The organism is Armatimonadota bacterium (assembly GCA_025059775.1).
Taxonomy (GTDB): Bacteria; Sysuimicrobiota; Sysuimicrobiia; order Sysuimicrobiales; family Sysuimicrobiaceae; genus Sysuimicrobium.
Genome location: JANXCW010000042.1, coordinates 1 through 786, shown reverse-complemented (window position 1 = coordinate 786; position 786 = coordinate 1). Strand labels below are relative to the sequence as shown.

Here is a 786-nt window from a genome sequence, read left to right as displayed (position 1 = left end):
TGGCAGCACAACCGTGCGCAGGTTAGCTTGGCGGCGGCTGAGCTGAAAGCCGAGTTAGAGCAGTTAGTGGCGATGCCTCATCAGTCGCTGCAGGGCGAACGCAACCCCAGCGTGTTCCGCGCCTACAAAGCCCAGATGCTAAACGGCTTCGACCCGATGCATGGGGGCTTCGGCAGCGCGCCCAAGTTCCCGCCTAACACCGCCCTACCCGTGCTACTACATATGGGCGTAGAGTGGGGCGATGAGGAATGCGCCAGTATGGCGCTGATCACGCTGATTCAAATGGCACACGGTGGGATTCACGACCATATCGGTGGTGGCTTCCATCGCTACTCCACTGACGAGCGCTGGTTGGTGCCGCACTTTGAGAAGATGCTCTACGACAACGCCCAACTGAGCTGGGCATATGCGCACGCCTACGCGATGACTGATGATCTGTTGTTTGCGGAAACGGCTCAGCGCACACTGGATTGGATGCTGCGCGAGATGCGCCTGCCTGAGGGAGCGTTCGCCAGCGCGTTGGATGCTGACACCCCCGAAGGCGAAGGCTACTACTACACTTGGACTCAGCGCGAAATCTACGAGACGCTTCCGCGCGAGGAGGCAGATTTGTTTTGCTTGGTCTACAACATCACGCCTGAAGGTAACTACGCCGAGGAAGCTACCCACCAGCGCAACGGACGCAACATTCCGCACCTCACCAAGTCGATTGAGCAACTGGCGACCGAGCTTGACATAGATCCTGAGGACTTGCACGAACGCCTTGCCGATATCCGTGCGCGCCTG

At 59.0% G+C, this 786-nt stretch carries 1 protein-coding gene; it reads left to right on the top strand.

From position 1 onward, the window contains the following. Positions 1-27: 27 nt before the first annotated feature. Positions 28-786: thioredoxin domain-containing protein (locus tag N0A24_12265; GenBank protein ID MCS7174109.1), on the top strand; the 759-nt coding region annotated here is incomplete at its 3' end.